Source organism: Corynebacterium sp. CMW7794, assembly GCF_001563605.1.
GTDB lineage: Bacteria > Actinomycetota > Actinomycetes > Mycobacteriales > Mycobacteriaceae > Corynebacterium > Corynebacterium phoceense.
The window spans coordinates 113,668-134,565 of record NZ_KQ961780.1; the positions used below are offsets into that span (position 1 = coordinate 113,668).

Annotated in this window: 23 protein-coding genes; 6 read left to right on the plus strand and 17 right to left on the minus strand. The window is 62.3% G+C overall.

The features are described 5' to 3' along the window. Positions 1-27: 27 nt before the first annotated feature. From HMPREF3227_RS11810 to HMPREF3227_RS11840, 7 genes are all read right to left on the minus strand, one after another. Positions 28-516, minus strand: coding sequence for a ferritin (locus tag HMPREF3227_RS11810; RefSeq protein WP_066485753.1), 489 nt, complete (start codon positions 514-516; stop codon positions 28-30). Between the two features lie 228 nt (positions 517-744). Continuing rightward, positions 745-1,578 carry an HtaA domain-containing protein gene (locus HMPREF3227_RS11815; protein ID WP_231724992.1) on the minus strand — a complete coding sequence of 278 codons (834 nt, stop codon included), beginning with the start codon at positions 1,576-1,578 and terminating at the stop codon, positions 745-747. Positions 1,579-1,653: 75 nt separating this feature from the next. After that, complete coding sequence (locus HMPREF3227_RS11820) at positions 1,654-2,316, minus strand: biliverdin-producing heme oxygenase (protein WP_181734637.1); 663 nt, start codon at positions 2,314-2,316, stop codon at positions 1,654-1,656. 178 nt (positions 2,317-2,494) lie between these two features. After that, on the minus strand, positions 2,495-3,904 hold the full coding sequence (locus HMPREF3227_RS11825; RefSeq protein ID WP_066486039.1) for a SulP family inorganic anion transporter: 1,410 nt from the start codon (positions 3,902-3,904) through the stop codon (positions 2,495-2,497). Between the two features lie 354 nt (positions 3,905-4,258). Further along, a complete protein-coding gene (locus HMPREF3227_RS11830; RefSeq protein ID WP_066485748.1) occupies positions 4,259-4,774 on the minus strand; it encodes a phosphoribosyltransferase in 516 nt (171 codons plus the stop codon). A gap of 56 nt (positions 4,775-4,830) precedes the next feature. Beyond that, a complete protein-coding gene (amn, locus tag HMPREF3227_RS11835; protein WP_066485745.1) occupies positions 4,831-6,222 on the minus strand; it encodes an AMP nucleosidase in 1,392 nt (463 codons plus the stop codon). Between the two features lie 14 nt (positions 6,223-6,236). Next, on the minus strand, positions 6,237-6,692 hold the full coding sequence (locus tag HMPREF3227_RS11840) for a MarR family winged helix-turn-helix transcriptional regulator (RefSeq protein ID WP_066513290.1): 456 nt from the start codon (positions 6,690-6,692) through the stop codon (positions 6,237-6,239). Between the two features lie 85 nt (positions 6,693-6,777). Between HMPREF3227_RS11840 and HMPREF3227_RS11845 the strand changes: the two genes are divergently transcribed. Both HMPREF3227_RS11845 and HMPREF3227_RS11850 read left to right on the plus strand, forming a co-directional pair. Continuing rightward, the gene (locus HMPREF3227_RS11845) at positions 6,778-7,197 is read left to right on the plus strand and encodes an organic hydroperoxide resistance protein (protein WP_066485737.1); all 420 of its coding nucleotides are present in this window, start codon (positions 6,778-6,780) and stop codon (positions 7,195-7,197) included. Positions 7,198-7,469: 272 nt separating this feature from the next. Further along, positions 7,470-8,630, plus strand: coding sequence for an esterase/lipase family protein (locus tag HMPREF3227_RS11850; protein ID WP_066513292.1), 1,161 nt, complete (start codon positions 7,470-7,472; stop codon positions 8,628-8,630). Positions 8,631-8,645: 15 nt separating this feature from the next. Here HMPREF3227_RS11850 and HMPREF3227_RS11855 read toward each other — a convergent pair whose 3' ends face one another. From HMPREF3227_RS11855 to HMPREF3227_RS11875, 5 genes are read right to left on the minus strand one after another with little or no spacing between them, the layout of a single operon-like run. Next, positions 8,646-9,704 carry an HtaA domain-containing protein gene (locus HMPREF3227_RS11855; RefSeq protein ID WP_066513295.1) on the minus strand — a complete coding sequence of 353 codons (1,059 nt, stop codon included), beginning with the start codon at positions 9,702-9,704 and terminating at the stop codon, positions 8,646-8,648. A gap of 3 nt (positions 9,705-9,707) precedes the next feature. Beyond that, a complete protein-coding gene (locus HMPREF3227_RS11860; RefSeq protein WP_066513296.1) occupies positions 9,708-10,514 on the minus strand; it encodes a heme ABC transporter ATP-binding protein in 807 nt (268 codons plus the stop codon). Next, the gene (locus HMPREF3227_RS11865) at positions 10,514-11,569 is read right to left on the minus strand and encodes a FecCD family ABC transporter permease (protein ID WP_066485713.1); all 1,056 of its coding nucleotides are present in this window, start codon (positions 11,567-11,569) and stop codon (positions 10,514-10,516) included. The genes HMPREF3227_RS11860 and HMPREF3227_RS11865 overlap by 1 nt, the downstream gene beginning before the upstream one ends. Next, complete coding sequence (locus HMPREF3227_RS11870; protein WP_066485711.1) at positions 11,550-12,608, minus strand: heme/hemin ABC transporter substrate-binding protein; 1,059 nt, start codon at positions 12,606-12,608, stop codon at positions 11,550-11,552. The genes HMPREF3227_RS11865 and HMPREF3227_RS11870 overlap by 20 nt, the downstream gene beginning before the upstream one ends. A gap of 43 nt (positions 12,609-12,651) precedes the next feature. Next, on the minus strand, positions 12,652-14,502 hold the full coding sequence (locus HMPREF3227_RS11875) for an HtaA domain-containing protein (protein WP_066513299.1): 1,851 nt from the start codon (positions 14,500-14,502) through the stop codon (positions 12,652-12,654). Positions 14,503-14,627: 125 nt separating this feature from the next. On the opposite strand from HMPREF3227_RS11875, the gene HMPREF3227_RS11880 reads away from it, so the two are divergent. Then, complete coding sequence (locus tag HMPREF3227_RS11880) at positions 14,628-15,149, plus strand: hypothetical protein (RefSeq protein ID WP_066513300.1); 522 nt, start codon at positions 14,628-14,630, stop codon at positions 15,147-15,149. Positions 15,150-15,167: 18 nt separating this feature from the next. Here the strand turns inward: HMPREF3227_RS11880 and HMPREF3227_RS11885 are convergent, their stop codons facing one another. From HMPREF3227_RS11885 to bioB, 3 genes are read right to left on the minus strand one after another with little or no spacing between them, the layout of a single operon-like run. Continuing rightward, positions 15,168-16,094 carry a Sir2 family NAD-dependent protein deacetylase gene (locus HMPREF3227_RS11885; protein ID WP_066485683.1) on the minus strand — a complete coding sequence of 309 codons (927 nt, stop codon included), beginning with the start codon at positions 16,092-16,094 and terminating at the stop codon, positions 15,168-15,170. Positions 16,095-16,104: 10 nt separating this feature from the next. Then, positions 16,105-16,362 carry a biotin synthase auxiliary protein BsaP gene (locus HMPREF3227_RS11890; RefSeq protein ID WP_066485678.1) on the minus strand — a complete coding sequence of 86 codons (258 nt, stop codon included), beginning with the start codon at positions 16,360-16,362 and terminating at the stop codon, positions 16,105-16,107. Next, entirely contained in the window at positions 16,362-17,342 is a 981-nt protein-coding gene (bioB, locus tag HMPREF3227_RS11895) for a biotin synthase BioB (RefSeq protein WP_066513303.1), read from the minus strand. Before bioB ends, HMPREF3227_RS11890 begins: the two co-directional genes overlap by 1 nt. A 95-nt stretch (positions 17,343-17,437) precedes the next feature. Here bioB and HMPREF3227_RS11900 point away from each other — a divergent pair, with 95 nt between their 5' ends. Then, entirely contained in the window at positions 17,438-18,745 is a 1,308-nt protein-coding gene (locus tag HMPREF3227_RS11900; protein WP_066513304.1) for a M20/M25/M40 family metallo-hydrolase, read from the plus strand. A gap of 93 nt (positions 18,746-18,838) precedes the next feature. Continuing rightward, positions 18,839-19,402, plus strand: coding sequence for a hypothetical protein (locus HMPREF3227_RS11905; RefSeq protein ID WP_230384179.1), 564 nt, complete (start codon positions 18,839-18,841; stop codon positions 19,400-19,402). Here HMPREF3227_RS11905 and HMPREF3227_RS11910 read toward each other — a convergent pair. Next, positions 19,399-19,758 (minus strand): CHY zinc finger protein, encoded by a 360-nt coding sequence (locus HMPREF3227_RS11910; protein WP_353935765.1) that lies wholly within the window; start codon positions 19,756-19,758, stop codon positions 19,399-19,401. The genes HMPREF3227_RS11905 and HMPREF3227_RS11910 overlap by 4 nt on opposite strands. On the opposite strand from HMPREF3227_RS11910, the gene HMPREF3227_RS11915 reads away from it, so the two are divergent. Then, positions 19,706-20,077 (plus strand): NUDIX hydrolase, encoded by a 372-nt coding sequence (locus tag HMPREF3227_RS11915; RefSeq protein ID WP_066513306.1) that lies wholly within the window; start codon positions 19,706-19,708, stop codon positions 20,075-20,077. The genes HMPREF3227_RS11910 and HMPREF3227_RS11915 overlap by 53 nt on opposite strands. Here the strand turns inward: HMPREF3227_RS11915 and HMPREF3227_RS11920 are convergent. Beyond that, a complete protein-coding gene (locus tag HMPREF3227_RS11920; protein ID WP_066513311.1) occupies positions 20,048-20,722 on the minus strand; it encodes a type 1 glutamine amidotransferase in 675 nt (224 codons plus the stop codon). The two genes, HMPREF3227_RS11915 and HMPREF3227_RS11920, sit on opposite strands and share 30 nt — an antisense overlap. Positions 20,723-20,898: the final 176 nt, after the last annotated feature.

Below are 20,898 nucleotides of genomic sequence, written 5' to 3' on the forward strand. Positions count from 1 at the left end.
TAGCTAGGCCTTGAGGGCCGCGCGTGCCTACTTTGCGCGGGAGCCCAGAGTGGCGTCGATGCGCAGGAGGCCGGAGCCATCGTTGCCCACGAGCTTGATCTGGTCGATGATCTCGGTGACGGTGTCCTCTTCCTCAATCTGCTCGTCGAGGAACCAGTTCACGATCTGGCGGGACTCAAGGTCCTTGACCTCATCAGCGGTACAAGCGATCTCACGGATCTGCTCGGAGACCTTCTGCTCGTGTGCGTAGGCAGCCTCGAAAGCGTCGAGCGGGGTCGCGGCCTTCACGGACGGAACTGGGACATCGGTGAGCTCCACGCGGTAGCCGCGTGCGAGGAGGTGGTTGGCAATCTTCTGAGCGTGCTCGCGCTCCTCCGCAGCCTGAGCGTAGAACCAGTCACGCATGCCCGGGAAGGAAAGATCATCCATCTCGTAGGCCAGCTGGGTGTAGATGAGGGCGGCGCCGTGCTCGTTAATAACCTGTGCGTTCAGCAGGCTCTGCAGCTTCTCGTTCATTGAATATCCTTGCCTTTCGATACCTGTTCAATAGGTAAATTTCTGTCATTTCCGACGGCTATCCAACGGGTTTCCGGCGGTATAGGCCACCATAATACCCACATTCAAAAATTCCGCTAGCCAGGTTAGGATTTCCAAACATGCAGGCCAAAAGCAATTTTGGTCACGGTAACCTAAGTTACCACGACCTAATCAACACCCAAATCCACACAAACGGAAGCAATCAGACTAGAGTCGGATGCCCGCCTGCTTGAGCGCATCAAGCACCAAAGGCATCCCTGCCACCGCGGTACCCACGAGCGCCACGACGCCCGCGATCAGCCCCGCGAGGATGCCGATGCCCCCGCGCGACGGATCCTCCGAACTCAGCGTTCCCAACTGCGCGGAAGCCTGGGCGAGTCCCGTCGACTTATGCCCCTCGACCACCCCGGCGTCCTTGCCATCAGCAAAGTCCAGCACGAGGTCAACGTCGCCGCCCTCAAGTATCTGACCTTCCTTATAGCGCAGCAGCGAGCCCTCCAGGCCCGCGCCCGCGGTGGCCGGGCGATCCTGCGCGCTCACATCGGCACCAACCGCGATGGGAGCATCGAGGGTGAACGTAACCAGCACGTCATCATCGCCATCCCTGTCGACCTGCTTGCCCTTGTCGCCCGGATCCCCGGACAAAACGTAGTCTCCAACGAGCTCGACCTTCGTGCCTTGCACCTGCAGCTTGAGATCTGAGTAGGTGAGATCGAGGCCGGCCGAGCCGCCCGCGCCCAGGCCTGTGTAGGCCACGATATGCGCCGAACCGTCAAGGACGATGGTGCCGTTGCCGTCCGCATCTAACGTCGTCTCAGCGACGTTGACCCGAAAGAGCAGCTGATTGTCCTTATACGTCGCCCCATCCGTGGTCGTCCAACGGCCAGCCGCTATTGGGCCAGCGAGGTGCTCCATGAAGGAGGTCTTAATGGGCCAGGCGAATGTACCCGCCGTCAGGTCCTGCGTTGCAGCAGTAGCCGGAACAGCCATTGCAGAGACGATAAGAGCAGATGCGAGAGAAGCAGAAGAGATTTTCTTCACGCGACAGACCTCCAGGTCACTTTAGAAATACAGAGAAAATAAGAAGGGGGAAGAGGGGAAATAGTGAACCCGGCGCTACGCTGCGCCCGGATACAGCTTCGCTAGCTCGGCGAAGACTGCCGAGTTACACGTGAAGGCGGCCTGTGCCTCAGCGATGAGGGCAGCACGCTGGGCATCAGAAAGCGCGAGCTCGTCGAGCGCCTCGCGGTACGCGCTGCGGTAGGGCGGAATCTTGCCAATCGCCGCGAAGTTATAGAAATTGAGCGCATCCGGGTCGATACCGTAGAGAGCCCCCAGGCGCGCGGCAATGACCTGCCCGCCCGATATATCGCCGAGGTAGCGCACGTAGTGATGGGCAACGACCCGGGGCTCCGACCCCGGCGTATCGAGCGATTCCAGGCGCGCGACGTAGCGTGCGGTGGCGGGAAGGATACGTACCTCGTCGCGCCACTGCGGGCCGTACATTTCCGCGAGGTCGAGTTCCAGCGCGTCGCGGCGTTCCAACCGGGGGTCAGCCACCGCTCCGACGATGCGAGTATCCGCTACCGAGCGGACCGCACGCTCAAGCGCCTCATAGATAAACCACAACTGCCCAGTAAAGGTGGCGAGTGCCTCTGCGCTGAGCTCACCCGCCATCAAGCGGGTCATAAAATCTGAGCCTTCTGCGCTGGCGTGCGCTCGCGCGGTTTCCTCACGCAGCATCTGCGAAAGCGGCGTCGTGGTCATGGCAACAGTCATGGCCAAATTCCTCCTAAGTAAGTAAAGCTTGCCTAACCTTAATGTGGATAGCCTAAACAAGGCAAGCCTTACATATCAAGGCTTATGTCATACTTCATGCCCACAGTGACGCATATTCCACCGAAAGTATGACTACCCACCGCACCCCCACGCCCAGCGGACATCTCTCCCCCAGGTTTTAGTCCCCCAAGTTGCCCGAGAGCCGGTCGAGGCGCTGCTGACTGACCGGATCAAGACCCCGAATATCCACGGTCGCGCCGCGCTGCGCGTATTTCTCACGCACCGCATCCAGCGTCGCCACGGTCGAGGCATCCCAGACCTGCGCGCCGGTCATATCGATGTCGACCTCTGACACGCCCAGCGTGTAGTCGAAGGAATAGACCAGGTCGTTAGACGAGGCAAAGAAAAGCTGGCCGCTCACACGGTACGCGGCACGGGTGGCATCGGAAGCAATGAGCTCGACCTCGGTGAGGTGCGCGACTCGGCGGGCGAAGGCGACCATCGCCGTGAGCACGCCGGCGATAACGCCGACGGCCAGGTTATGGGTAACCAATGTCCCCACCACCGTCACGAGCATGACCAGCGTTTCCGAGAGCGGCATGCGACGTAGCGTCTTCACCGAATGCCAATCCACCGTGTCCACGGCGACAAGGATCATGACGGCGACAAGCGCAGCCATGGGAATCGCACCCACGGTATCGCCCAACACCAGGATGAGAATGAGGAGGAAGACGCCAGCGAGCAGGCTCGACAGGCGCGTGCGAGCACCAGAAGCTTTGACGCCAATCATCGTCTGGCCAATCATCGCGCACACGCCCATGCCACCGATGCTCGCTGCAAGGACGTTGCCAATACCCTGACCAAGGGACTCGCGCGTTTTGTCCGAGTGGCTGTCCGTAATGTCGTCGACAAGTTTGGCCGTGAGCAGCGACTCCATGAGGCCGACGAGGGCCACGCCTACCGCGTACGGGCCGATGAGAGTGAGGGTGTCGAGCGTGAGCGGCACGTCAGGGAAGACGAAGCCCGGCAGGCTCGTGGGTAGCTCGCCTTGGTCCGCGACGTTGGGAATGTCCCAGCGGAAGACCACAACGAGGACCGTAATGACGAGGATGGTGATGAGCGGCGCCGGGACAACCTCCGTGAGCCGTGGCCACAGAAGCATGATGGCCACACCGAGCGCCACGAGCGGATAGACGATCCACGGCACGTGCATGAGGTGCGGCAGCTGCGCGGTAAACATCATGATGCCCAACGCGTTGACGAAGCCAGTCATGACGGAGCGCGGGATAAAACGCATGAGCTTGGCGACCCCGAGGAAAGCGAGAACGATCTGCAGGACTCCCGCTAGCAGCACCGTAGCGAGGACGTACTGCAGACCGTGGGAGGCAGACAAGGGAGCAATGACCAACGCGACCGAGCCGGCCGCGGCGGAGATCATGGCAGGACGACCACCAGTAAAGGAGATGGAGATTGCCATGATGACGGACGCGAAGAGTCCAACGCGTGGATCCAGCCCCGCCAGGATCGAAAAGCTTAAGACCTCGGGGATAAGCGCGAGGGCAACGGCAAGGCCGCCGAAGACCTCCATGCGCAGGCGCGCGGGGGAAGAAAAGGCGTAGCGAAAGCTCGCGAGCACGCCGGTAGGCGCAGAAGTTTGAAGGGTCACGACAAGTCAGTGTAAAGCTACGGCACGAAAAACCACGTCAGGCTCCGGTTGCCCGGAGCCTGACGTGTGTCTCTATCTCTCTCAAGGTGCATACGCTCCCGAACGGTGTCTCACGCCGTCCGCCCCGCGTAGCTGGGGTATCTCTCTATCTCTCTTATGCGCCTCTCTCAAACGCATGAGTTAAGTATGGGGCATGGACCTGCCGAGGCAATGGCATGCGCCTGCGCGTTTCCTGTCTGTTCCTGTCCGTTCACTAGGAAAGCGATAATGCGCAGATTACGCGCCTTCCTGATACGAGCCGTCCGCGGTGATGACGGGAAGCGCGGACCACGCGAAGTTGATCCACTGGTCCGTCTTCTTCCACGAGAAGTCCGGCTCAAAGATGGTGGTGGGCTTGGTGTAGATGACGGCGGAGCGCACCTCGGCGGCGGTTTCCTTGAGCAGGTTAACCACGAGGTCGAGCGTCTTGCCGGAGTCCGCGACGTCGTCGACGACGAGCACGCGCTTGCCTGCGAGCGAGTCCATGTCGAGCTGTGGCGACAGGACGAGCGGCTCCGGCAGGGTCTCGCCAATGTCGGTGTAAAACTCGACGTTGATGGCGCCCATGGCCTTCACGCCGATGGCGTAACCGATGGCGCCAGCAGGAATAAGACCGCCGCGCGCCACACCCACGATGAGCTCAGGGAACCAGCCGGAGTCCACAATCTCCTGAGACAGGTGCCGGGATGCTTCACCGAAGACCTCCCACGTCAGATTTTCGCGATCGGGGTGGTACCACTCGGGCTGAGTCATGGAATCTACTCCTTGGGAGACGATAATTTTCGATCCAGCTTAGTCGCATGTCCCACTCAACGAAATGGAACCTCCCCAATGGTGCGACGCAGCTTGCGAGTGCGGAGTCGCTCGGGATTCTCTGCTAGGGCCTCCATCGCGCGCACGGCGCACATGACGTGCGCCTCCTTCGAATTCGAGTAGAAGGCCTGGGCGCCGGCGGGCAGCTTGGGCACCGCGTGCAACGGAAGATCCGACACGGACAGCAGCGTGCCATAGGGGACGCGGTATCTATACCCGTTGGCCGCGAGCATGCACGACTCCATGTCGATGGCCACGGCGGTGGAACCACGCAGCCACTCCCACAGCTCGCGCGGGGTACGCCACTCCCAGTTGCGGTCCGCAGTAGACAGGACGGTACCGGTGCGCATGAGTTCGTTGTCGGCGCCGTAGACCTCCTCGACGGAGGCCTCGAGCATGCGCTGGACCTCCGGGATGGCGGGGATCGGAACGTCGACGGGAATGGCACGATCCAGGATGTGATCATCGCGCTGATAGGCGTTGCCGAGGATAAGGTCGCCGATGCGCATGCGGCCGTCCAGGCCCGCGCAGTGGCCAATCATGATCCATGCCTCCGGACGCAGCACCGCGAGGGAATCGGTGATGGTCTTCGCGTTGGAAGGGCCCACGCCGATATTGATCATCGTGATGCCATCGCCGTCCGGCGTCGTGAGATCGTAGCGCGGCATCTGCACTCGGGTCTGGAGGTCTGCGACCTCGACGCCCTCGGCGGCATCGGCAGGCACCGTGCGCCCATCTGGTAGAACGAGGGAGTCATAGCGGGAACCCAGCGCGCGCAGGCCAAAGCGCATGAACTCCGTCATGTGCATGCCGTAGTTCGTGAAGAGAATGTACTTCTGAAGCGAGTCGACCTCGATGCCGGTGTAGTGTTCAATGCGCGCGCAGGCGATGTCGAAGCGTTGCGGACCGAAGTGGAACAGCGGCTTGTCGTCCCCGTGGAAGACATCCCAGTGACCGTCCACGATGGCGTCGTGCACCTCGTCAAGCGTGGGGCGCGGAACCTCCGCCGGACGCTGCTGCGGGACCATCTCGACGCCCTTGATGTACTCGGGTGGGATGCGCACGTCCGAGGGGCCGACGAAGATCTCGCACGGGTAATTCTCGGTGAGCCGAGTGAGCTGTTCCTCAAGGTAGCCGCGCAGGAGGTGCGGCTTAGACAGCACAGCGACGTACCGGCCGGACTCATCCACGTATCCGAAAGGCTCGGAGCGGTCGATGGGGCGCCATTCCTTGACGTCGACGACGATCTGCGGATAGACGACGTGCGCGTAGTCCGCATATTCGCCCTTCTCGAGGCACACGCGAGCGCACTCACACGAGGATTCGTAGAGGTCGATGAGGCGCTCGACCGCTGCGGCGGCGTCAGGAACAGGCGACAGTTGGGTCATAGCCCCCGAGTGTATTAGCGATCTTCAGCGTCGGCATCCGGTGTAAAGGAGCCGGACAGGCGGTCGAGCTCGGACTTAAGCATGCGAATATCGAGTCCGGAGGCTGCAAAACGCTCCATCTGTCGGCGCGGGATGCCCTCGGCTTGCTCGCGCAGGGCGCGACCCTTATCAGTGAGAGCCACGATGCGGCGGCGTTCGTCCGCGGGATCGATGGCACGCGTGAGCAGGCCTTGCTTCTCCATGCGGCGGAGCAGCGGAGTGAGAGTCCCCGAATCCAAGGCGATTTCTGCGGAGAGCTCTTTCATCGTCACCGGATCCTCATGGCCCCAGAGCGCTAGCATGGTGACGTACTGCGGATAGGTCAGACCCAACGGGGTAAGTTCCTCGAGGTAGGACCGTTGGACGGCATGGCTCGCCCGGTAGAGGGCGAAGCAGAGTTGTTTGTCCAGTTCCAGTGACGCGCGAGACATGCTCCTAGCATAACGCACAAGGGTTGCGTACAATTAAATCGCGTACAAAGAAAACAGCTCAGAAGCTTGCGAAAGGACTTTCATCATGGAACCGATGTACACCACCGAGGCACTCGCAACCGGCGCTGGCCGCAACGGCCGCTCCGTTGTTAAGGACTCCGACCTGGACTTCAACCTGGCCGCACCGAAGGAGATGGGCGGCTCCGGCGACGGCGTCAACCCGGAGCAGCTCTTCGCCGCCGGTTACGCAGCGTGCTTCCACGGCGCACTGCAGCTTGTCGCTAAGAGCGAGGGCGCAGACTTGGGCGACTCTTCCGTGGGCGCGCGCGTGTCCATCGGCAAGGACGAGACCTCCTTCGGTCTCGCCGTCGAGCTTGAGGTCACCATTCCGAACCTGCCGCACGATGAGGCCCAGAAGCTCGCGGACAAGGCTCACGAGGTCTGCCCGTACTCCAAGGCCACCCGCGGCAACATCGACGTGAAGGTCTCCGTCATCGAGGATTAATTTCCACCTCGAGGAATTGAGACATAACGAAGGCCCGTCAGCTGCGCGCTGACGGGCCTTCTCCCCATGACTAATCTTTCGGCACTTACCGTAAGAAGGAAGTGGAGCGCGACCTTCCTGGTAAGCAACCGCCCGTGATTAGGCAAGGCTTAGTTTATAAACCTTTAGTTGGATGGTCAAGGGGTAACGAGATTTTTCTCTTGCGATCCCGCGAAATATCACCGTTACCACTAATAATTCCGAAACATTAATGTATCGCGGCACGAAATAGGATGGAAGTTATGGCAACAGACTCGTTCAAAGAACTCGAAGCCCTCATCTCCGAGGGACTCGGGCGGTTCTGGCGTTCAGACCCGACTCCCCCTTCCGTCAGCTACGACGCTGCCGACGGCCTGCCGGCGACACCGGCGAAACAAGTTTCAGACTCTCCGCGCCATGGCATTACCACCCCTGCGCCAGCTAATGCCTTGCGCGAGGAAGTGGCCGACGAAATCGCCGAGCTATTGCGTGCCGAGCGCCGCAGCTTCTTCGACCTCGACTTTCGCCATCCACGCGGGTCCGCAGGCGACGACCACGAGGCAGAGACCGCGGCACGCCTGGCATCGCTACCGCTCGGCGCACGCCTGAAGCCACGCGGCGTTTTCGAGGACGACTGGGCAGCACGCCCGGATGAAGACCACCCATGGCCCATCATTCTCATCCACGGGACGACGGATACGAAGGGCGTATGGCAGCTGCTCGGCTCCGAGCTGCGCGAGGACGGCTGGGCCGTGTTCGCACCGGACTATGGCGCCCGCGCCACCGGCCCCATCGCCGCCTCCGCCGATCAGGTCGGCGCGTATATCGACGCGGTCCAAGCCGTCACCGGCGCGGAGCAGGTCGTGCTCATCGGACACTCCCAAGGCGGTATCGTCGCCCGCTACTGGATGCATAACGACGATGCGGTGGACCGCGTGCGTCACATCATCTGCCTGTCGGCGCCCAACCACGGCACCACCCAAGGCGGAATCGTCAGCTCGTTGATTTCCAACCGACGTCAAGAACACGTCATGCGCTCCATCATCGACGCTTACTTCGGCCCGGCCGGCATGGAACAAATCGTGGGCAGCGCGACGCTGAACGAGCTCAACCACAACGGTGACCTGGCCCCCGGTGTGAGCTACACGTGCGTGGCCACTAAGCAAGACTCCATCGTCGTGCCGCCGGAAACCTGTTTCTTGGATCCCGGCGACACTCCCGACGGAACGGTGCGCAATGTCTATGTGCAAGACGTCGACAAACGCGCCGTCGTCTTACACATGGATATGCCCATGGACAAGCGCGTGCGCGCCATCGTGCGCACGGTGCTCAAACAGCTCTCCCCCACCCTGGACGATCCTCACGACGCCCAAAGCCACGCCCTTGCCAACGCGGGGCACGCCGACTCGGATTAAACCCGCGCAGGTTCGCTAACGCAGGCGCGCCAGCAGGGGATTAAGGACGCCGGACTGCACAATGGCGCCGCCGATGACCGCAAACATGCCGCCCAGAGCGGTCAGCGCCAACACGATATTCCACACGTTGGAAAAAGAAGAGCCCTCTTCGCCCTTGTTATCCGTGCCGCCTTGGTTCTGATCCTGCTCCTTGTCCGGCTTCTTCTCTGGATCCTTCCCAGGAGTCTTTCCTTGGTCTTCTGTATGGTCCTTGCCCTGCTCGCCGCGGCCCGACTCGGTCTGCTCCCCCGGGGTGGTCTCGGTGCCCTCATCGGCAGGACCCACACACTCGGACGCGGTCTTCAAGGTCACCTGTACATCATCAAGTTCCGGCTTGTAGCTCTCGTTGTACATGCCCATGAAGATCACGTCGATACCCTCGATGTGCTGGATCTTCGACTCACGATCGTAGTAGGTACCCGCCTTCGGCTTGTACGTCACGTCGGTCGCATTCAGCGTGAGCGTATCGCCGTCCTTCGACCATGCGGCATCGCCCTCAGCGAAGGTATCCGTGCCCGACTTCTTGTTTTCTTCCGTGCGGTCCTCCGGGGTGTATTCCGTCATGCCCTTACCCGGCACGTAGTAGCCCTCGTAGGACGTGCCCGCCTTTGCCTGCCCTGCCTCCGTGAGGACATAAGGCGAGAGCATCTTGGTGTACAGCGCGCCGTGGTGGCCCTCAAACTCCAGCGTCGAATCCTTGGTTCGAATATCGGCTTTCGTGACGGTTCCGTCTTCGCCCAGGCTCACCGAGGACGCAGAAGGATCCACCTCGAAGTGGAACTGGAAGTCTGCTCCGCCTTTGTTGCCCTCGTCCTGCGTCACCGCGCCGGACGTGGTCCACCCACCCCTCGCGATGGGGCCGGTGATGTAGTTGCGGAAAGATTCCTTGATGCCCCAATTCACAGTGCCGGAGACAATGCGGGTCTCCAGGGTCTGGCCAGGGGCGCAGGTGGGGGCATCGGCAGAAAAAGCTGCCGGAACAGTCAGCGCCGAGGCGGTCAGCGCCAGCGCGAGAGAAGAAGAGACAATACGCATGAGTTAAGACTCCTTAAGTAGATCGACAAAAGACTGCTCGGGATCGGCGACCTGGCGTCGCGCGGGATGGACTGAGATGTGGCCGTCCGCCTCGCTCACCTGGATAGGCCAGCGATAGACCTGCGACAAAATCTCGTCGGTGTAGACCTCGCGCACCGGGCCGGCGACGGCAACTGCCCCGTCTGCTAGGCACACGATGTGATCGCAATAGGCCGCAGCGGCGCCTAAATCGTGGAGTACCACCAGCACCGCCACTCCAGCCTGCGCCGCAATCGAGCGCACCAATCCCAAGATTTGTTCTTGATGGCGGATGTCCAGCGCCGCAGTCGGCTCATCGAGGAGAATCACCGGGGTCTGCTGCGCCAGTACACGGGCCAACGCCACACGCGCACGCTCCCCGCCAGAGAGCGTGGCAATATCGCGGCCGGCCAAGTGCGTCGCATCCACCGCCGCAAGCGCTGCGTCGATGATCGCGTCGTCCTCGGCCTGCCTGGCGGTGCCCTCCCAAGGGCGCCGGCCCATGGCCACTACATCACGCACGAGAAACTGGAAGGACACAGTAACGTCCTGCAGCATCACCGCACGCGCACGGGCCAACGCCCCTGGGGAGGAAACCGCCGGATCCTGCCCCACGAGGGAAACGGAACCGGTGTAATCAATATCGCCGGCGATGGCCGCCAGCAGCGTGGACTTGCCCGCGCCATTCGGGCCGATGAGGCCGGTGACCTCCCCTGGGCGGGCGACAAAGGAGACATCGGAAAGCAGGTTCCGCTCGCCGATCGAAACGGAAAGATTCGCAACGTTAATCATCAATGCATTCCCTTCTTCATCATCCGGCGCAACAGCACGAAGAAGGTGGGGCCACCCACGAGCGCGGTAAAGATACCGATGGGAAGGTCGGCGAAAGGAATGAGCGTGCGCGCAGCGACGTCGGCAAAGCCAATGAGTACGGCGCCCGCCACCGCAGAGGCCGGCAGCAAGACCCTGTTTTCTGGGCCGATGATCGTACGCAGCAGATGCGGCACGATAAGGCCGACGAACCCAATAAGTCCGGCGAAAGCAACTGCGCCGGCGGTAAGGATCGCCGAGGCAGCGATGGCGATAATGCGCAGTCTCTTGACGTCGACGCCAGTGTGTTCCGCGGCGCGCTCGCCCAGCGCGAGCACATCTAACTGACGGCCAAGACGCAGCGCGATGGCCATCCCGACGAGGGCGATGGGGAGGACCACCCACACGTGTTTCCACTGAGAGCCGTTGAGCGAACCCATTTGCCAAAAGATGATTTGCTCGCGGTTCGAGGTGGGCGCCAGGTACATCATGAAGGAGATGATGGCGTTGCACACCGCGTTGATAGCAATGCCGGTCAGGATCAGATTGACCACCGCCACACGCCCTCGTGAGCGCGCCAACTGGTAGATCAGCGCGGTAACCAACAGCGCCGTAGCAAACGCCGCGAGCGGCACCGTGAAGGTACCCAGGACCGAGATATTAAAGACGATTACCACGGCCGCGCCTACACCGGCACCGGAGGTCACGCCCACGATGGAGGGCTCAGCCAGCGGGTTGGCGAACACGGCCTGCATGAGCGTGCCCGCCACGCCCAAGCACGCGCCGACCAAGAAACCGAGCAGAATGCGCGGCAGGCGGATCTGCCACACGACGTTGGCAGTCAAGCCACCGCCAGGGCCTGCGGCCATAATCTGCACCAAGTCACCCAGCGCGACGTAGTACTGCCCCAGCGCAAGCGACAGGACGAAGGCGACACCAAGCAGCGCCCCGAGCGATACGAATACACCAAGCCGCAGGCGGGAGCGCCGAGCAAAGACCTCCGTGGGGGCCGCCGGTTTAAGCATTGTCTGGGTCATAGATTGCCTGCGCAAGTTTGAGAAGGGTCTGTCCGGTCAAGGGCCCGAAGGCGAGCGATTGCCCGTCTGGGATAGTCACGATCCGCTGTTTTTGGCCCGCAGTGGTTTGTGCAATGCCGGGGCGCTCGAGGAGGCCTTCGACGCCGCCGGTCGACTCCAGGCCGCCCGTCATCATGATGATGACCTCAGGGTTAATCTTTGCCAAAGATTCGGCGTTGGCAGGTTCGGCGTAAGAGAGGTGGTATTCGGTGCCGAGGTCTACGCCGCCCACACCCTCAATGAGGTCCTTGGCACCCGTGCCTTCTCCCATGATGAAGAAGATGCCGCCGTTGCCGCGCGCGTAAAGGAACGCCATGCGCATGGGATCCTCCGGCACGATGTCTGCGATGGCCGCCTTATCTTCTTCGATTTCTTCGACGGAGCGGTTAGCCAGCGTTTCGCCGTCGTCTGGCAGACCCACGACCGCGGCCAGGTTTGTGATGTCCTCGGCCACCGAGTCAATGGTGCGTTTCGGCTCCATGACCACGGTGGTCACCCCTGCGGCGCGAATCTGGTCGATGGCGTCGCGCGGGCCGATCGAATGATCGACGATGACCAGCGTGGGCCGGAGTTCGAGCACGGCTTCCACATTGATGTTGTGTCCGCCCTGAGTCACGACGGGGCGATCGGCGATAGCGTTTTCCGTCGACGACACCGTGCGGCCCACGATGTTGTCCGTAAGCCCCAGGCCCTCGAGGGTTTTCGTATACGTACCGTAGAGATCCAATGCCACGATTCGGGACACATCCGTAACGGAGACGTCGTAGCCGTCAGCATCCGTGAGCTCCACCGGCAGCGCGGGAGTAGGAGACTCCGTCACCGCGACGACATCCTCGAAATCCGTCACATTCGACACTCCCGTGAACGAGCGCGGGTCTTTGGCCGACTGCGCGTCTGGGAGGGCTTCGCGCAGCTGCGCGTCTTGGGATTCATAGGCGCCTTGGACGCCGCACCCCGTGAGGGCAAGGACACACGCCAACGCCACCAAAAGTCGTTTCATGTGAAACGTATCCTTTCTCAGGTCTTGGGTAAAAAGTGGTGCGCTACGCCGGGTTGCGCAGGACGACGGAGCCCATGGAACCGCCGGCGATGGCGAGGCCTGCGATAAGCAGCAAGAGCCACGTGCTCGCCTCCGGCGAGGAGCCCGCGGCCGCGGCCTTCTTGATCTGGAAGTTGCCGCTGCCGTCTTCATAACCAGACGTGCTCGTGCCAGCCGCGGCCTGCAGGCCGTCTCCCGCAGAGCTTTCCGATGCCGCCCGCTTCGCCGCCGCAGCGCTCTGACCGCCGGAGGTCGTCGCCGCACCAGTGTGTGCCGTAGTTCCGCTCGCCCCGGCGCAGTCCCCGGATCCGCCAAGTTGTGCATGCAACGAGAGCGGATCGAGGGTCGTGCCCGGCTCATAGAAATTCGCGAACGCATCATTGCCCGCTGCGGTCAGCGTGACGGTGGCTTCGCCGTCGACGGCGGAGTCACTCACGTCGAGCAGGCTAAACGACACGTCTCCGAGCACCGTGCGTCCAAAGTCCTTGCGCTCGCCCTCCATGTTGGAGGAACGCACGTCGGCGATGAGTTGACCGCTCGTACCGTTGAACCGGACTTCCAGGTTCGCGATATTGAGATCGAGGACCCCGTTGTGGCCGGTAAAATGCATAGCGCCGCCGTAGCGGATGGAACCTGACTGCGCCGCAGTATCCACATCTCCGCCGGTGCCCGTGAACTGAAAACGCGAGTTGTCGTACCCTACGCCGTCGAGCGTCCAGGAGCCCTTGGCGATGGAACCGGTGATATACGACTGGAAGGACTTCTTGACACCCCACTCGGCGGTCGCAGCCTGCACGCCCGTGGCTACGCAGGTTTCTGACTGCCCACCACTAGCCGCGGACCCGGGGTCCTGTGGCCGCGCGGTTCTTGTGGTTCCAGTAGCACCAGTAGTGCCGGAAGTACCCGAAGTACTACCCGAAGCACTCGAAGGGCTCGCGGCGCTCGAAGTGCTGGCTCCCGACGCGCCTGAACCACTCGTGGTGCTAGTGGTAGTGCTGGTGGTCGTACCCGTGGCGGCTTCCGTGCGAGAACGGAAGGATTCTAGCTGGTCTAGGAAAGACTCCGTGTTGCCCATGAAGGTGGTCAGGCCATTCATGGTGTCGTTCGTTTCCTTCAAAATCGCCATGGCTTCTGCATTGCGACCGGTAAACGTGCCCGAGATTGTCCCCAAGGACTTCGAACCGCTGCCTGTACCGTCAGAGGACCCGCCGCAGCTGCCGTCCGTGGCCACGGTCCCTGACGAGGGGTCCATCGACTGTCCCGCCTCATAGGCGATAAAGAGTTTGTGTCCTTCGTCGGTGAGCGTGACGTCGCCGGAAAGGTCGAGCGTGTGCACGGACGCGTCGACGGGTTGATCTAGATCGATCCTCGCGATGACCACGTTATCGCCGGTAATCTGCGGGCCGCGTGCGGACTTATCCACCATGTCAGATTCATAAGAGACGTAATCCACCACGATCGCCGCCCGGTTGCCGGAGGCCTGAATCTGCCAGTCCGTCAGCGTCATATCCAACAGATCGTCGCCGCCGTAGTTGTGTCCAGTGAAGTGGATGACGCCGCCGAAGGGAACAGTGACGGTATCGCCTTGTACGGAGGCCTTGCCCGGAGTGAAGGTAAAAGCACCGTCTGCGCCGGTTTCGGAACCGGTAAAACCAATGCCGTCCGTTTCCCACTGGCCTTTGGCGACTTGGCCTTGGATATAGCTTCGGTAGGACTGCTTAATGCCCCAATTCCAGGAGCAGGTGCCGGCAGCCGAGGCTACGGGAGCGTTGAGCGCGACCGAAGGGAGTGCGATGAGGGTACTGGCAGCAAGAGTGCCCAATATTCGACGGAGAATCACGGAGAAAGTCCTCATGAAGTATTGATGCGATGAACAAAAAGAATCAGAATTTAGGCTATACATACCTAATCGGTTTTGTATAGGTTACACTAACCTAAATTAGGTAAGCCACCCCCAATAAAGGACACCCTCATTCGGCCATGACACCCTCGTCTACCAGCGCCTTCAAAAATCTGTATCCCGACGTAGACCCCACGCGTGGGCTACCTCTCAGCATCTCCGAGCGCCTTGCGCTGTCTCTCGCGCTCGCGATTGCAGCTTATGGAGCCGTCACCGCAGACATGCTCGTTGCAGGCGCCGGCGTGGCCTTCACCCTCATCGCCTCGGTGCTGCAACAGCACAAGACTGCGCGTCGGATTCGCTCCGAGGCGCGCACTCGCTTCCCCGGCGAAGACTGGGCCGAATACCGCGCCACGCGGCGGCTCAACCTCGGCATCCTGGTCCCCTTGTGGGTCTGTGTCATCATCGCCTTGTGCGCGGCCGGATACTGGTTCGTGCCGTCCAAATATGCAACTCCCGCCGCCATCGTCATCGCGGTTTTCGTTGCCCTGCTCGCCTGGTTCATGCCAGGCATCAGCCCCTTGTGGCGAGGCAAGCAGACCGATCCCCCGGCACCAGAGAAAAACACCGACACCGCAGTCATGTACTTCGAGAAGCTTTAGGCCTGCCGTACCCCAGCCTTAGACATCAAGCAGATCCAGTAGCTCATCAAAAGCCGGCGCGACCTGCGTGCGCCACAGCGTCGTGGCCTTAGGGTCGCCGCGCCCTGGCCCGCCGTTCACCACGGCGACCTCTTTGCCTTGCTTGAGCGCATCGAGCATGAAGCGATAGCCACTCATCACGGCGAGCGACGAACCGGCGACAAGCAGCGAGCGCGAGTCCGCAAGCAGCGCACGCGCCGCGTCCCGCCGCTCCGCCGGAACCGGCTCGCCGAAGTAGACGACGTCCGGCTTCAGCAGCTCCGAACCACAGCGGACGCACGGTGCCATCACGAACTCATCGACCGCCTGCTGCGACAGCGCGACGTCGCCGTCCGGATTCACTTGGTCCGCGCGGACGACCCAGCGCTCGAGATAGCCGGGATTCGCAGCCGCAAGGCGGGCATCGAAGGCCCCACGGTCTTCTGCGTACCCGCAGTTCAGACACACGACATGTTCCATATCGCCGTGGAGTGGAATGAGCGTCTCGGTCCCCGCTTCCTTGTGGAGGCCATCGACGTTTTGAGTAACGATGCCGGATACCAATCCAGCGCGCTCGAGTTCCACGAGCGCGAAGTGCGTACGATTCGGCCGCGCCGCGTCCATAACGCGCCAGCCCACGAAGGAGCGCGCCCAATAGCGGTGGCTCGCGGCGGAATCATAGCGGAATTCCTGATACGTCATCGGCGTATGGCGGGCAAGCGACCCATGCGGTCCCCGATAGTCCGGCACACCGGAATCCGTCGACACGCCTGCTCCCGTGAGGACCATGACCCCGCCGGCGCGCAGTTGCTCAGCGACCCGCTCCGCCGCGTTCGGGGTCGGCTCAGTTGTCTCGCTCACCACGCGCTGGATAGACCGCAGCGCGGAGCGGTGGGCAAGCGCAATGCCGGGATCTTCAAAAGCCATGCGGCCGAGTTTACGCTGGCAAGTGTTCCTCGTAGAGCCAGTCAGAATCCAGCTCGCCGTGGCGGGAGCACCGCGCGCTCCAGCCATCCGGGCGCACCTGCACGACCATGCGGCGCCCGCACAGCTGGCAGTAGCGCGGCACGTCCAGGCCGGCCGCGGCGGCCGGGTGAAGGTGCGTCACCTCAGCGAAGGGCTCACCGGTATTGGGATGGAAGACCGGAGTCTCCCCGGCAAGCACCGCCGCCGCTAGAGCAGACTGTTCAGGCATTACAGCGCCTTAATCGGCAGGTCGATGCGGTGGAGCATGTCCACGTCCTTCTCGATCTGCTGGCCAAGCGTCGTGAGATAGTTACCCGCGATGATCGCGTTGATGCCACCAAGCAGGCCCTTCTCCGTGCCGTCATCGCCCAGCGAGAGCTCGCGGCCGCCGGCGAAGCGCAAGGTCGCAGAGGGCATCGCCAAGCGGAATGCTGCAACCGCACGCAGTGCCTCGCCGAGGGGAACGAGCGGACGGTCTGCAAACGGGGTGCCTGGGCGCGGGTCGAGGAAGTTCATCGGAACCTCGAAGGGCTCGATTTCAGCGAGCTGCGCAGCGAACTCGGCGCGCTGCGCGAGCGACTCGCCCATGCCGATGATACCGCCGGAGCAGACTTCCATGCCCACCGCGCGGACGTGGTCGAGGGTCTCCTTGCGCTCTTCCCAGGTGTGGGTGGTGACAACGTGAGGGAAGAAGGAGCGGGAGGTCTCCAGGTTGTGGTTGTAGCGCTGGGCACCCATGTCCTTAAGGCGCTGAGCCTGCTCGCGGGTAAGCGTGCCGAGCGAGCACGAGATCTCAATGTCGACCGCGTCGTTGATGGCGGCAATCGCCTCGCCGACCTGGTCGAGCAGCGAATCATCCGGAGACTTCACGGCTGCGACGATGCAGAACTCGGTGGCGCCGGTCTTCGCGGTCTTCTGGGCGGCCTCGACGAGCTCAGGAATATTCAAACGAGCCGCACGCACCGGCGACTCGAACAGGCCCGACTGCGAGCAGAAGTGGCAGTCCTCGGGGCAGCCGCCGGTCTTGATGGAGATGATGCCCTCGACAGAGACGTCGGGACCGCACCACTTCAGACGGGTCTGGTGGGCGATATCGGCGAGCTCCTCGAGCTGCTCGTCCGGGACCTGGAGGATTTCCAGGAGTTCTTCTTCGTTGAGGCCGATGCCCTGCTCGAGGGCCTTCGCGCGCGCGGTGTCAAGAATAGTCATGCGGATACCCTAAACAATTTTCCTGAACGGTGTTCAATTTTCTGATCGTTTTCCGCAAAATTCCCCCGATAAAGGCACAAACCTACAATTGAGCCATGACTCTTTACGACGACACCCTGGAACTTCTCCAAGAACTGATCCGCAACGCCTGCGTCAACGACCTGACCGCGGATTCTGGCTTCGAGGTCCGCAATGCGGACTCACTGGAGAGGTTCTTCGTCGGCTCCGGTGTCGAGGTGCAACGCTTCGAGCCGCACCCCCACCGCACGAGCATTATATTCACCGTGCCGGGCGATCCGGACAAGGAACCGCTCACCTTCCTCGGCCACACGGACGTCGTGCCGGTGGACGCCGATAAGTGGACGAAGGATCCGTTCGCGGCGGTTATCGAGGACGGCAAGCTCTACGGCCGCGGCGCCGTGGACATGCTCTTCATCACGGCAACGATGGCCGCTGTCACCCGTGAGGTCGCCCGCCGCGGCAACCCGGGCGGCACCCTCACCTTTGCCGCCCTCGCTGACGAAGAAGCCCGTGGCGGCCTGGGCGCGCGCTGGTTCGAGCGCGAGAACCCCGGCGCCATCAACTGGAAGAACTGCCTGTCCGAGACCGGTGGCAGCCACCTGCCGGGCGGCGTCGCCGTCATTGTCGGCGAGAAGGGCGCGGCACAGCGCCGCATCCACGTCCACGGCGATGCGGGACACGGCTCAACCCCGTACAACAAGGACTTCGCAATCCTAAAGATTGGCGAGGTCGCCCGTCGCATCGCGGAAGCGAATCTGCCCATCGCCAACGATCCCATCTGGCAGGGCTTCCGCGAGTCGTTTAAGTTCGACCCCGAGTCCGAGAAGCTCATCGACTCAGGCGACTTCTCCCCGTTCGGCAACCTCTCCGCGTTCGCGCATGCGTTTTCGCACACGACCATCTCCCAGACGGTGCTGCGCGCTGGTGGCGCCATCAATGTGCTGCCCTCGCATGCGTACCTGGAAATGGATATCCGTCCGCTACCGGGACAAACTCAGAACGAGGTCGACGAGATGCTCCGCGATGCCATCGGCGATATCGACGTAGAGATCGAGCACCTCATCAACGAGGACGCCACGGTCTCCCCGACCACGGGCCCGCTGTGGGACACCCTCGTCGAGACCGTCGGTGAGTTCTTCCCCGGCAAGGACGTCGTCCCCACGCTCGCGACCGGCGGTTCCGATCTCCGCGTCGCACGCCGCCTGGGCGGCGTGGGCTACGGTTTTGCCCTCCACGCGCCAGAACGCGACCTTGCGACCGCCAACGCGGAGCTCCATAGCCACGACGAGTGCCTGCACTTGGAAGACCTCGAGCTCACCGTCCAGGCATACGCCCGCGTCACCGAAAAGTTCCTCGGAATGGAACTGGCAGTAAATTCCTAAGTTCGCACAAACCCCAGGTGAAGCCGAATAGGGCCAGCGTACGGGCTCACACAGGTCTTTCACATGCGTCACATTCGTGACACAATGGCCCGCATGACTATCGCACGTAAAGCTGCCCTGTTCGCCGCCACCGCCGGCCTGACCGCCACTCTCGCTGCTCCGGCAGCATCTGCTGACGCCATCGATGACTACCTGGCCAAGGTTCCTTCCGGCCAGATTTCCTGTGAGCAGGCGGCGAAGTACTACACAAACCCGACGGACTACAACAACAAGAAGCGCCAGGCGCTCGCCGTCGCCACCTTCGACTCCCGCGGCCCGCAGATCCGCGACGCCATCTCCCGCGCCGACGAGGCCATCGCCCGCTGCAACCTGGCGAATGGCGGAACGCAGTCCAACAACACCACCACGAACAACACCACTACCCCGGCCCCGGCGAACAACCAGTCGAACACCCCGGCCCCGGCAAACAACAACCAGGCTCCGGCGCAGAACAACACCCGCATCATCCCGCTGTTCGTCCAGGCCGGCCAGCCGACCATCGACGTGCCGGTCCCGGCCGCGAACGTCACCGTCCGCGTTCCCAACGTCCCGCAGCTCATCCAGGCGGCCATCGCCAAGGTCCAGGCCGGCGACTTCGCCAACCTGTCCTCCTTCTAAACCTGGAAGTACATCTCCGCATGGGTTGTGCACCCGGGATTAAACGGGGCACCACAGGAGGGACATTCCGTCCCGTACTCGTGGAACGTCATCTGATGCCCGCAGACTCCACACATGACGGCGGGTTCGTCTAAGGGCATCTGCCCAAACGCATGGTCCGCCGGGTGACACCACGCGCAGGCAAACCACGTGTCGCAGGTGGCGCACTTATTCGCCACCACATCAAGGGCGCTGTGCCAATGAGCACAGCGCCCTTCGGCGTCGATAGCTCCCACAATTTCCATGAGATCTAGACTAGCCTCCATGCCCATCATCGAGGTCAGCGCCGTTATCTTCCGCGACTCCCGCGGCCGCATCCTTCAGGTCCGCAAGCGCGGCACCACCGCCTTCCAGTTCCCCGGCGGCAAGCCCGAAGCCCACGAAAAGCCTGCCGATGCCGCCGTGCGCGAAGTCGCCGAAGAACTCACCGTCTACCTCGACAGGCGCGACCTGGTCCCCCTCGGCGCCCGCACCGCGCCCGCCTCCAATGAGCCGGGCTACACCGTCCTCGCGCACCTCTTTGAGTACCCGCGGCCGATCATTGCCCAGCCGGCCGCCGAAATCGTTGAGCTCGCCTGGGTCGATCACGCCAACCCACACGTGCCGCTAGCGCCCCTCAGCGCTGCATTCCGCTGAGAATGCGGCGGCGATAGCCTGGCCAGCGGCGCGGATGGGGGCATCGGCAAGCTCCATGCGACGCTGCATCTCTGCGCCATCCAAGCCGGACATCTCCGCCCACCGCGCCATCGTCGCAGGCGAGGCCTCCGGGTGAAACTGCACAGACACCGCCGAGCCGATCCGCATGGCCTGGACCCGGCACCGTTCGCTCGACGCCAAGAGCTGCGCATTCGGCGGAAGTACCGTCACCGCATCATTGTGCGACTCCGGCATGATGGCGGACTCTCCGAGCACGCGCAGGACCGGATCCGCCTGACCCGCGTCGTTCACACGGATCTCGTACGGCCCGTCCTCCTTGGCGTCCGCCGTCCCCACCGCGACCTCGCCGCCGAAGGCTGTGGCGAGAACCTGGTGTCCGAGACAGATCCCGAGAACTGGAATCTCTTTATCCACCGCATCCACGAGCAACTGCCGCAAAGCCGGCAGCCACTCCGGCCCTTCGACGGCGTTCATTGTGCCGCCCAGCACTACGATGCCCCCTGCACACTCCTCCATCCTCGGGACCGGATTCCGGAAGAGTTCAACAATCCGAAAGCCCGCTTTAAGCCACTGACCAAAGCGGTCGACGGTCACCTTAGGGTCCGGTTGAATCACAGTAATCATGCGCTCAATTTAGATGATGTACTGGGAAATCTCACGCGTTTTATCCGACCAATACGCGTTCTTGCACCCTTTTCACTCAACCCTCCCAACTACCCCTGGCGGGTGTTGGGGTTGCGTATACGCTTTCGATTAAACACTCGTTCTGAAGTGCCCCAGGTTTTGTTCCGTTTGAGTAG

Excerpts from the sequence above, each read along its gene's own strand:
- HMPREF3227_RS11860 (WP_066513296.1), bottom strand. The coding sequence starts at position 10,514 with ATGATTAACGTTGCGAATCTTTCCGTTTCGATCGGCGAGCGGAACCTG.
- HMPREF3227_RS11875 (WP_066513299.1), bottom strand. The coding sequence starts at position 14,502 with ATGAGGACTTTCTCCGTGATTCTCCGTCGAATATTGGGCACTCTTGCT.
- HMPREF3227_RS11855 (WP_066513295.1), bottom strand. The coding sequence starts at position 9,704 with ATGCGTATTGTCTCTTCTTCTCTCGCGCTGGCGCTGACCGCCTCGGCG.
- amn (WP_066485745.1), bottom strand. The coding sequence starts at position 6,222 with ATGACCCAACTGTCGCCTGTTCCTGACGCCGCCGCAGCGGTCGAGCGC.
- HMPREF3227_RS11820 (WP_181734637.1), bottom strand. The coding sequence starts at position 2,316 with ATGACTGTTGCCATGACCACGACGCCGCTTTCGCAGATGCTGCGTGAG.
- HMPREF3227_RS11850 (WP_066513292.1), top strand. The coding sequence starts at position 7,470 with ATGGAAGTTATGGCAACAGACTCGTTCAAAGAACTCGAAGCCCTCATC.
- HMPREF3227_RS11910 (WP_353935765.1), bottom strand. The coding sequence starts at position 19,758 with ATGCGGCCGCGGGAGTCGCGGAAGATAACGGCGCTGACCTCGATGATG.
- HMPREF3227_RS11915 (WP_066513306.1), top strand. The coding sequence starts at position 19,706 with ATGCCCATCATCGAGGTCAGCGCCGTTATCTTCCGCGACTCCCGCGGC.
- HMPREF3227_RS11840 (WP_066513290.1), bottom strand. The coding sequence starts at position 6,692 with ATGTCTCGCGCGTCACTGGAACTGGACAAACAACTCTGCTTCGCCCTC.
- HMPREF3227_RS11865 (WP_066485713.1), bottom strand. The coding sequence starts at position 11,569 with ATGACCCAGACAATGCTTAAACCGGCGGCCCCCACGGAGGTCTTTGCT.
- bioB (WP_066513303.1), bottom strand. The coding sequence starts at position 17,342 with ATGACTATTCTTGACACCGCGCGCGCGAAGGCCCTCGAGCAGGGCATC.
- HMPREF3227_RS11890 (WP_066485678.1), bottom strand. The coding sequence starts at position 16,362 with ATGCCTGAACAGTCTGCTCTAGCGGCGGCGGTGCTTGCCGGGGAGACT.
- HMPREF3227_RS11810 (WP_066485753.1), bottom strand. The coding sequence starts at position 516 with ATGAACGAGAAGCTGCAGAGCCTGCTGAACGCACAGGTTATTAACGAG.
- HMPREF3227_RS11830 (WP_066485748.1), bottom strand. The coding sequence starts at position 4,774 with ATGACTCAGCCCGAGTGGTACCACCCCGATCGCGAAAATCTGACGTGG.
- HMPREF3227_RS11900 (WP_066513304.1), top strand. The coding sequence starts at position 17,438 with ATGACTCTTTACGACGACACCCTGGAACTTCTCCAAGAACTGATCCGC.
- HMPREF3227_RS11905 (WP_230384179.1), top strand. The coding sequence starts at position 18,839 with ATGACTATCGCACGTAAAGCTGCCCTGTTCGCCGCCACCGCCGGCCTG.
- HMPREF3227_RS11885 (WP_066485683.1), bottom strand. The coding sequence starts at position 16,094 with ATGGCTTTTGAAGATCCCGGCATTGCGCTTGCCCACCGCTCCGCGCTG.
- HMPREF3227_RS11845 (WP_066485737.1), top strand. The coding sequence starts at position 6,778 with ATGGAACCGATGTACACCACCGAGGCACTCGCAACCGGCGCTGGCCGC.
- HMPREF3227_RS11920 (WP_066513311.1), bottom strand. The coding sequence starts at position 20,722 with ATGATTACTGTGATTCAACCGGACCCTAAGGTGACCGTCGACCGCTTT.
- HMPREF3227_RS11870 (WP_066485711.1), bottom strand. The coding sequence starts at position 12,608 with ATGAAACGACTTTTGGTGGCGTTGGCGTGTGTCCTTGCCCTCACGGGG.
- HMPREF3227_RS11880 (WP_066513300.1), top strand. The coding sequence starts at position 14,628 with ATGACACCCTCGTCTACCAGCGCCTTCAAAAATCTGTATCCCGACGTA.
- HMPREF3227_RS11825 (WP_066486039.1), bottom strand. The coding sequence starts at position 3,904 with ATGGAGGTCTTCGGCGGCCTTGCCGTTGCCCTCGCGCTTATCCCCGAG.